This is a genomic window from Mycobacterium sp. (assembly GCF_032161845.1).
In the GTDB taxonomy this organism is placed as follows: Bacteria; Actinomycetota; Actinomycetes; order Mycobacteriales; family Mycobacteriaceae; genus Mycobacterium.
This window is the reverse complement of record NZ_JAVRQA010000293.1, coordinates 1-8,796: the sequence shown is the minus strand read 5'-3', so window position 1 is coordinate 8,796 and position 8,796 is coordinate 1. Positions and strand designations below refer to the sequence as shown.

Sequence of the window (8,796 nt, the reverse complement as noted above, 5' to 3'; positions counted from 1 at the left end):
TGAACACCGGAAAGCTCTGCTACGTAGCTGATTTCACTGATGATGGGCCGTTGCGAGCGCTGCTCGACCGGCCAGCACGTCGGCGACGTTTACCGTGACCCCGAGGTGGCGGTGCAGTTCGTCGGCGGTCGACCTGGCGGCGGCGAGCATGCCGGCACGCGAGAAGTCCGGGGCACCCGACGGGTGGCCGGTCAGGTAGGCCAGTCCGCTGGCCCCCCATTCCCGCTGCACCGCGCTCACGGTAGTCATCATGGGCGCTGTCAGAACAGCAAGGCGGTGAATCTCCAGTCCAGCACCTGCCGGTCCGGCTCACCAACTGCGTGCACGACCGACCGCAGCGTCAGCAGACCGCCGCGGCCACCCGCCAGCGGAAGCACCTCGTCGACGTGGAGGTCGCTGTAGAGCGTGTCGCCCTCGTGCACCGGACCGGTGTGGTCGCAGGACTGCCAGCCGAGCACGGTGACCAGGTTCGGCAGCGCGCGGGTCGCCTGCGCCAGCGCCAGTCCGATGGTGTGGCCGCCGTAAACCAAGCGTTGGCTGCCGACGCGGAAGTCGTGATGCGTCGCGGCGATGTTGAGGGTCAGCCGAGCGAGTTCGGGCGCAGCCGAAACGACGTCGGCGGTACTGCGCATCACGGTGCCCGCGATGGCCGGATCGAAGTGTGGGCCGGGAACCCGGGCGCGGAAGGCGTCGGCATCCCAGTCGCCGGTCGGATCGGCGGGTCCGGAGGTATCGGCGCCGATCGTCGAGAGGTCGTCGGCGTGGCCGGTGTCACCCGCGCCGTCTCGCAGCGGAAGCATCGCGCAGCGATAGAAGTCGAGGACCAACCGGTCGGCCTGGTCGATCGTCGTCATCCGCAGTGCGGCCAGACCCGTCGCAGGGCGCCCCGACTTCGTCGAGTTCTGTTTCAGGCCAACGACTTCGGTTCGGGTATACAGCGTGTCACCAAGCAGCGGGAAGCGGTGGAACCGTAGCCCCCGATAGAACAGATTGGCCTTGACGCGCTGCGTCGGCAATGTGCTCTGGCCGATCGCCACGTCGCAGACGAAGGCGGGGTGCGCCAGGGCCGCGGGAGCCCCGGTGACGGCATGCGTCAAAGTCTGATCCAGCGGTAGCCGCATGCGGTCTCCGAGGATCGACTGGTGCACGGCGGCGGCACCTGCGGTCAAGGTCATCGACGGCGCCCAGTCGAAGACCTGCCCGACGGCGAGGTCGTCGAAGTGTGGGCCGCCATCGAGAGGCCCGGAGATATGGCCGGACAAAGTCACGGCTTCACATGCTGGCAGCCTGGTGATCGATGTGTCAATATGGCCGTACATTATGAACGCCATGGATCTTAGCGACGAAGAAGCGATGCTGGTCGCGACCGTTCGCGCATTCGTCGACCGCGACGTCAAGCCGACCGTGCGCGACGTCGAGCACGCGAACGAATACCCGGCGGCCAGGATCGAGCAGATGAAGCGCATCGGGATCTTCGGGCTCGCCGTGCCCGAGGCGTATGGCGGCACACCGGTGTCGACGCGGTGCTACGTGCTGGTCACCCAGGAATTGGCAAGGGGCTGGATGAGTCTGGCCGGCGCGATGGGTGGCCACACCGTCGTCGCCAAGCTCCTTGATCTCTTCGGCACGGACGAACAGAAGAAGCGCTACCTGCCCGCCATGGCCACCGGCGACGTCCGCGCGACCATGGCCCTCACCGAGCCTGCCGGTGGTTCGGACCTGCAGGCCATGACCACGGTCGCCCGCTCCGACGGTGACCACCTGGTGATCAACGGTGCCAAGACCTGGATGTCCAACGCGCGGCGCTCCGGCCTGATCGCCCTACTGTGCAAGACCGATCCCGCCGCGACACCCGCACACCGGGGCATCTCGATCGTTCTCGCCGAACACGGCGACGGGCTTACCGTCTCGCGGGACCTGCCCAAGCTCGGCTACAAGGGCGTCGAATCGTGTGAGCTCTCGTTCGCCGACTACCGGGTTCCCGCGACCGCCGTCCTCGGCGGAGTGCCTGGCAAGGGGTTCGGCCAGATGATGAAGGGCCTCGAGACCGGACGCATCCAGGTGGCCTCGCGCGCACTCGGGGTCGCCACGGCAGCTCTCGAGGATGCGCTGGCATATGCCCAGGAACGCGAAAGCTTCGGCCAGCCCATCTGGAAGCACCAGGCGGTCGGGCACTACCTCGCCGACATGGCGACCAAGTTGACCGCAGCGCGTCAGTTGACGCTGCACGCCGCCGACCGTTACGACAGCGGCGAGCGTGCCGACATGGAGGCAGGGATGGCCAAGTTGTTCGCCTCCGAAGCGGCCATGGAGATCGCACTGAACGCGGTGCGAATCCACGGCGGCTACGGCTACTCGACCGAATACGACGTCGAGCGCTACTTCCGCGACGCGCCCCTGATGATCGTCGGCGAGGGCACCAACGAAATCCAACGCAACGTCATCGCCGGCCAGTTGGTGGCCCGCGGCGGGATCTGACCATGCGCGCCCCTCCCGCGTATCAGGCTCTGCGCCAAGCTCTTCGAGACGACATCGCCGCCGGGCTGTATAGCGACGGTGCACGTCTGCCGACCGAGTCCGAGCTCGTCGCCGAGCACGGCCTGTCCCGGCAGACCGTCCGACGCGCCTTTCAGGACCTGGTCGCCGAGGGCGTGGTGTACCGGGTGCCTGGGCGCGGCACCTATGCCCGCGATGGCGGACACCGGTACCTGAGGCAGCTCGGCTCGATCGAGGACCTGATGAGCCTCTCCGACGACACCACCATGGAAGTGCTTGCCGGACTTCGCCGTCGGGTCGACGTCGACGCGGCCAGCAGAATGCGACTCGACGACGACGTCGTCTACACGGTGACGTTCCGTCGCCTGCATGACGGTGTGCCCTTCGTGCTGACCCGCGTACACCTGCCGGAGTCGGTCGCCAGGTCTGTGCTCGGACTCGCCGAGTTGGCCGACGGGGCCGTCAGCACCAGCACCGTCATCGGCCTGACGGAGCCGCACCTGAGCCTTCCGATAGCCGAGGCGGCGCAGTCCATTACCGTCTCGACGGCGGACGACGAGGTCGCCGCGGCCGTCGGCTGCGGTCGCGAGCATCCGATGTTGCGGGTGGACAGGCTGTACTCCGACGCGGCGGGCAACCCCGTCGAGTTGGCCGTCAGCCACTTTCTGCCAGAGCAGTACACCTATCGGGTGACGCTGCGCCGCTCCAGCTGACGATCGGGCAACGGACGGCACAGCAACCTCAGTGCTATGTGATACACGCAGTCAGCTGTAGATACAGCACACTTCTGTGCTGCTATCGAAGCAGTTGACGGCGATGTCGATTGTGGGCGGCAAATCTATACGCCGGGCAGCGACAAGTCCTCGCGCAAACTTCACGCACGTGCTAGAAACATGCTGGGGGGTTGCTGAGCGACGGCTGTGATCCAGATGTAGATGTCCTCGTCGCACTCTGGGGGGAGACCAAGATGGCAGGCACACGTCGGCGCAGCAAGTCGCAACGGACGCGCGACAGAGACGGCAAGCGCGGCCGACACCGCGCGCCATCGAAGCACGTCGAGGCCTACACCTGGCTCGGAGCGGGAGCCATCACGTTCGGCGTCGGTGCCGCGCTGGTGAACGGCGCGGGGGTCGCCGCCGCCGAGACCGAGAAAGGCACGCCGAGTGAGCCGGCCTCCGCCGCTTCCGGACCCGCGCCCGCGCCATCACCGGCCGCAGCCCTGTCGGCGCTCACCAATTCGATCAACGACACGTTGTCGAATTCGATCGGCACGCTCAATGCTGCGCTCAACAAGGGCGCGGCAGCACCGGCTTCACCAACTGCTTCGTCGGCTCGGGCCATGACGGGCAGTTTCCAGACCAACACCACGACGTCACATGGCGCATCGGTTACCGCGGCGAAGCGTACCGTCACACCCCCGACCGCTCCGGCAATCTCGAATCCGTTGGCCGACGCCGCCGCCAACGTGGCAGGAGCCATCAGCTCTGTCGCGAACTCCCTCGTTTCCAACCTTGCCAATTCGACGACACCTCAACCACATTCAGTGAGTGCGCCAGTCAGCCCGAGCGCACGGACCATCGCAGCCGCGGCGCCGGCGACCACCGCAGCGCCCGCCACCACGCAGAATCCCTCGGTCGTTGCCAGTGTCGCGCTCAACGGTCCACCCAATGCCGTTACCGTCAGCCCAGACGGCAAGTACGTATATACAGGCGAATACAACTGGGATGGTCCGACGCTCGCCGGTTACGTCGACCGATACAACACCACCACGGGCACGATCGATCAGACCATCAACACCAAGAACCCCGTGTTCGACGTCGCCACCAATGGCACCCGGGTGTTTGCCGACAGCTTCAAAGTCGTCGGCAGCAGCTTCGACACGGTGTACGTGGAGACGTTCAATGCGTCGAACGGTGCGCCGGTCGGATCCCCCACTCCGCTCGGATACGTCAATCCCGAAGAGGTGATCAGTCGTGACGGTAAGTACCTGTACGCCTCGACGAACACCACCGGCAACAGTCAGCAGCCCCAAATTGCAGTGATCGACACGTCGACAGGCGCGGTCGTCAAGACGATCAGTGGTGGTTACCTCCCGACACTCACTGCCGACGGCAAGAAGCTTTACGCCCTTGGTGGGGACTCAGCGCGCGACATCCACATCGTCGATACCCAGACCAACGCGGTCACGGTGGTCCACACCCAACTCGACAGCCTGGCGGGAACCGACCAAGCCTCCGTCATGGGCATGGTCATCAGTCCGGATGGCCAGCGTGCCTACGTACGCTTCGACCGGTACGTCTCGGCCACGCAAAGGTTCGAGGAAGACATCGTGGTCATCGACGCCACCACCGGAAACACCATCAAGGTAGTGCCTGCCGTGCAGGACTTCCCCGGCGGCGAAGTCTCGGGCGACCCAGGCCTTGCCATCAGCGCAGATGGGCGGCGGATCTACGTGATCACCCCCGACAACAGGCCCAACGACCCGACGTACGCCTCCGAACTCGTCGCCATCGACACCGCAACGAACCAGGTCGTAGGGCGCACCACCCTGGGCCACCGTCAGCCGACCGATATTACCGTAAGTCCAGACGGGACAAGGGTTTACGTCGTCGGCAACAGCTACGAAGTCTACGACCCCTCGGGCGGTTGGCTCGACGTGGTCGATACGCACGTAACTCCACCTCCACCCCCACCTGCACCCCAATCCGGCCTTGGCGCCTTGCTCGGCGCGATCGTGTCCGGAGTCACCGGCACGGTCGGTGGGGTACTGGGCGGGGTGGGTGGCCTGCTGGGCGGCCTCTTCCGCTAGCGCTCGGGGTCAACGGCGTCGACCAGGCCCCAGTCCAGAGCGGTGGCGGCATCGATCGTCTGACCCGACAGCACCAGATACGCCGTACGCCAGCGGCCGATTCGCCGCGTGATGCTGACGGTCCCGCCCGCGCCGGGAATCAGGCCGAGCGCGAGCTCCGGAAGGCCGAACACCGCGTCGGGCTTGGCCGTGACGTGTCCACAGAACGCCGCCATTTCCAGCCCACTGCCCAATACTTGACCGTGCACCTCGGCCCGGCATCCCTCGCGGAATCGCATCGTCAGCGCGTCGAGGGCCAACGCGGGGCTATGCCGGGTCCGCGCCAAGTGGGCGCTTGCGGGATCATCGAGAGTGCCGAACTCTGCGAGATCCCCTCCGCTGCAGAATGACCGGCCGTTCCCACTCAGGATCACACCGAGCACGGACGGGTCGAGCCACGCGATCTCGAGGGCCTCGAGCAACGCCGCGCGGGCATCGGTGGAGAAGGCGTTGTGACGCGTCGGTCGGTTGAACCGCACCAGCAGATCGTCCCTCGTTCGCTCAACGACCACCGGATCGGGCAGCACCGGCACTGTCGCTGGTCCACGCTCGGCCAACCAGCGCGCGAACTCGGGACCGGCCTGCAGCGTCGAGTAGGCCAATGACTCCGTGAGGACACCGGGGAGCGTCGGCCCGTCGGGCTTCACGATCCGCAGCACGTCGTCGCACACCGTTGCGGCTTGCGGCCACCGCGCCACGCGTTCGGCTATCTGGTCGAGAGCAACGGGTACCGAGTCAACGGAAACGGTCCGACGATCGGTGCAAGGTCCCTCGACGAGCGTGAAAGTCGCTGTCCTCATCCAATAGTCGGCGCCCGCCGCACCTATGTCACCGGAGGCAACGACGACGCCGAGAGGAGTTGGCGCCGGGGGGTCGCCGATGTCGACGGTGTGCACTCCGGTTAGCCGACCGGGGCCGAATACTTGTCGATCAGCTCCTGCTTGTACAGCTTGCCGGTGTCGGTGCGCGGCAGCTGCGCCTCGAACGAGATCGACCGCGGACACTTGTAGTGCGACAACCGATCCCGCAGCCAGGTGAGCAACTCGTCGGCGAATGCCTCGGTGGCGTCCGCTTGGTCCACCGTCTGCACGACGCCCTTGACGCGTTGGCCCATCTCTTCGTCGGGAATGCCGAACACCGCGGCATCCATCACCAATGGATGGGTCACCAGGATGTTCTCCGCCTCTTGCGGGTAGATGTTCACGCCGCCGGAGATGATCATGTGATGACGCCGGTCGGTCAGGTACAGGTAGCCGTCTTCGTCGAGATAGCCGATGTCCCCCACGGTCTTCCAACCGTGCGAGTCCCGCGATGACGCCGTCTTCCCGGGGTCGTTGAGGTATTCGAAGTCGAAGCCACCCTCGAAGTAGATCTCACCCGCTTGACCGGCGGGCAGTTCGTTGCCGTCCTCGTCGAGGATATGCAACGCACTCATCATCGACTTGCCGACCGACCCCGGATGGGTCAGCCAGTCCTCGGCGGTGATCAGCGTGGAGCCGATGGCTTCAGAGGAGGCGTAGTACTCGTCGACGATCGGCCCCCACCAGTCGATCATCTGCTTCTTGATCTCCACCGGGCACGGCGCCGCCGCGTGCATGACGCGCTCCAGGCTGCTGACGTCGTACGAATTACGCACGGCCTCTGGGAGTTTCAGCATCCTGGTGAACATCACTGGAACGAACTGGCCGTGGGTGATTCGGTGCTTCTGGATCGCCTCCAGCGTCGCTTCTGGGCTGAACTTCTCCAGGATGACGGTCGTGATGCCGCCTGCCTGCGTCTGCATCGACCAGACCGACGGCGCCGTGTGATAGAGCGGCGCCGGGCTCAGGTACACGGCGTCCGGATGCATCCAGAACCCGATCAGGGCCGACATCAGTCCCGGCACCTCGGCGGGCGGCAGGTGGGGCAGATCCCGCTTGATGCCCTTCGGCCGTCCCGTGGTGCCCGAGGAGTACTGCAGCAGATCGCCCTCGATCTCGTCATCGATCGGGGTAACGGGTTGATCGGCAACACATTCCGGGTATCGGTGCCAACCGTCGAGCTCCCCGTCCGCGACGAGCAGGATCGACGGCAGTCCGTTGGGCAAGTCGGCGCCCAGGCCAGCGAGGGTGTCGCGAAGACCGCCTGAGCCGACGATGGCCTTCGCGCTGCTGTTGTCGATGATGTACGCGACCTCGGCCGCCGTGAGGTGGGTGTTGATCGGGACGTAGTACAGCCCGGCCCGGCGAGCGGCCCACATCACCGCATGCATGTGCTCGCTGTTCTCCATCAGGATCGCGACGGCATCACCCTCGACCAAGCCTGCCGATCGGAAGAGGTGCGCAAGCTGATTCGCCCTGGCTTCGAGCTCACCGAAGGTGATCACCGTCCCCGACGGATGCATGATGATGGCCGGCTTGTCGGGGGTCGCTACGGCGGTGTCGCGAATCTGCATGAGGTGACTCTACGACGAGCCAACTTGACAGGTGTCAACTAGGTCCCTCGAGGCACTCACCTAGCGGCGAGCGTGCGCCAGGTGCCACTGCCCAACAGACACAAAGTGCCCTGAATCTCGACGATTCAGGGCACTTTGTGTCTGTTGGGCACCGGGGCTGGTGTCCAGACGTAGGCACCTGTGCATCGACTCGTGGTCGGCCTGAATTCCTCTGTGCGCGATGCGAAGCCGTGATTAGGTAATGGTCGCACCACCGCTTTCCGCTGCCAGGCTCGCCAAGGAGTGCTCATGGCCCACTTCGTCCGTCCCGCCGTCGGGTCGGCATTCGTCGCCACCGCCGTCGGGTTGTGGATGGCCACCTTGCACGACCCGTCCACCGTGGACGTCGCCGTCCGGCTGACGGCGGTGGACGCGGCACCGGCTCCCCCGACGTCGTCGAACGGGCCGATGTGCGCCGACCTGTTATGCACCGGGCTGTTCGGGTCGACGCCCGCGGCCGCGACGCCACCCAAGCGGGTTGCGGCGCTGCACCCCTTGCCGCTCGCTGCGGCGAGTCCGGTGGACGCCGCGGCCGTGCCCGATCTGATCGGCGCACTAATCGCGGTGTTCGTGAGCAACGGCACCGCCGAACACCCCGACGCCGGACTGCTCATCGGCAACGGCGCACCGGGAGTCGCGGGCGCGGACGGTGGCCGCGGGGGCCTGTGGTTGGGCAATGGTGGTGCCGGAGGGAACGGCGCACCGGGCCAGGACGGCGGCAACGGCGGCCGAGCCGGATTCATCGGCAACGGCGGTGCCGGTGGTGCCGGTGGCGATGCCTTCTCCGATGGTGGCGCCCGAGCCGGTGATGGCGGCAATGGCGGATCGGCGGGCTTGATCGGCAACGGCGGGGCTGGCGGCAACGGGGGCGGGGCCGCAGCATTGAACGAGGACTCCCCCGGCGCGGTGACCTCCGGCTCCGGCGGGGCCGGAGGCAACGGTGGGCTGCTGTCGGGCAACGGCGGCGACGGCGGCCGCG

At 66.4% G+C, this 8,796-nt stretch carries 8 protein-coding genes and 1 pseudogene; 4 read left to right on the top strand and 5 right to left on the bottom strand.

The window, feature by feature from the left end:
* Window positions 1-33: 33 nt before the first annotated feature.
* Together QOD90_RS16115 and QOD90_RS16110 are read right to left on the bottom strand one after the other, a co-directional pair.
* On the bottom strand, window positions 34-240 hold the full coding sequence (locus QOD90_RS16115; RefSeq protein ID WP_526351419.1) for a hypothetical protein: 207 nt from the start codon (window positions 238-240) through the stop codon (window positions 34-36).
* Window positions 241-260: 20 nt separating this feature from the next.
* On the bottom strand, window positions 261-1,175 hold the full coding sequence (locus QOD90_RS16110; RefSeq protein ID WP_526351421.1) for a hotdog family protein: 915 nt from the start codon (window positions 1,173-1,175) through the stop codon (window positions 261-263).
* Between the two features lie 154 nt (window positions 1,176-1,329).
* On the opposite strand from QOD90_RS16110, the gene QOD90_RS16105 reads away from it, so the two are divergent.
* Window positions 1,330-2,478, top strand: coding sequence for an acyl-CoA dehydrogenase family protein (locus QOD90_RS16105; RefSeq protein WP_526351417.1), 1,149 nt, complete (start codon window positions 1,330-1,332; stop codon window positions 2,476-2,478).
* Window positions 2,479-2,480: 2 nt separating this feature from the next.
* Window positions 2,481-3,209 carry a GntR family transcriptional regulator gene (locus QOD90_RS16100; RefSeq protein ID WP_526351415.1) on the top strand — a complete coding sequence of 243 codons (729 nt, stop codon included), beginning with the start codon at window positions 2,481-2,483 and terminating at the stop codon, window positions 3,207-3,209.
* A 349-nt stretch (window positions 3,210-3,558) separates the two neighbouring features.
* Here the strand turns inward: QOD90_RS16100 and QOD90_RS16095 are convergent, their stop codons facing one another.
* The gene (locus tag QOD90_RS16095; RefSeq protein ID WP_526351413.1) at window positions 3,559-4,014 is read right to left on the bottom strand and encodes a hypothetical protein; all 456 of its coding nucleotides are present in this window, start codon (window positions 4,012-4,014) and stop codon (window positions 3,559-3,561) included.
* A 25-nt stretch (window positions 4,015-4,039) separates the two neighbouring features.
* Here QOD90_RS16095 and QOD90_RS16090 point away from each other — a divergent pair, with 25 nt between their 5' ends.
* On the top strand, window positions 4,040-5,305 hold the full coding sequence (locus tag QOD90_RS16090; RefSeq protein ID WP_526351411.1) for a YncE family protein: 1,266 nt from the start codon (window positions 4,040-4,042) through the stop codon (window positions 5,303-5,305).
* On the opposite strand, the gene QOD90_RS16085 is transcribed toward QOD90_RS16090, so the two are convergent.
* Both QOD90_RS16085 and fadD4 read right to left on the bottom strand, forming a co-directional pair.
* On the bottom strand, window positions 5,302-6,240 hold the full coding sequence (locus QOD90_RS16085) for an enoyl-CoA hydratase/isomerase family protein (RefSeq protein WP_526351410.1): 939 nt from the start codon (window positions 6,238-6,240) through the stop codon (window positions 5,302-5,304). The genes QOD90_RS16090 and QOD90_RS16085 overlap by 4 nt on opposite strands.
* Before the next feature lie 5 nt (window positions 6,241-6,245).
* A complete protein-coding gene (gene fadD4, locus QOD90_RS16080; protein WP_526351408.1) occupies window positions 6,246-7,778 on the bottom strand; it encodes a fatty-acid--CoA ligase FadD4 in 1,533 nt (510 codons plus the stop codon).
* A gap of 288 nt (window positions 7,779-8,066) precedes the next feature.
* On the opposite strand from fadD4, the pseudogene QOD90_RS16075 reads away from it, so the two are divergent.
* Window positions 8,067-8,796, top strand: a pseudogene (locus QOD90_RS16075) (hypothetical protein); the annotation flags it as partial.

What these genes read in the sequence shown, in the direction of transcription:
- QOD90_RS16110 (WP_526351421.1), bottom strand. Translation starts at nt 1,175, where the DNA reads ATGACCTTGACCGCAGGTGCCGCCGCCGTGCACCAGTCGATCCTCGGA.
- QOD90_RS16105 (WP_526351417.1), top strand. Translation starts at nt 1,330, where the DNA reads ATGGATCTTAGCGACGAAGAAGCGATGCTGGTCGCGACCGTTCGCGCA.
- QOD90_RS16100 (WP_526351415.1), top strand. Translation starts at nt 2,481, where the DNA reads ATGCGCGCCCCTCCCGCGTATCAGGCTCTGCGCCAAGCTCTTCGAGAC.
- fadD4 (WP_526351408.1), bottom strand. Translation starts at nt 7,778, where the DNA reads ATGCAGATTCGCGACACCGCCGTAGCGACCCCCGACAAGCCGGCCATC.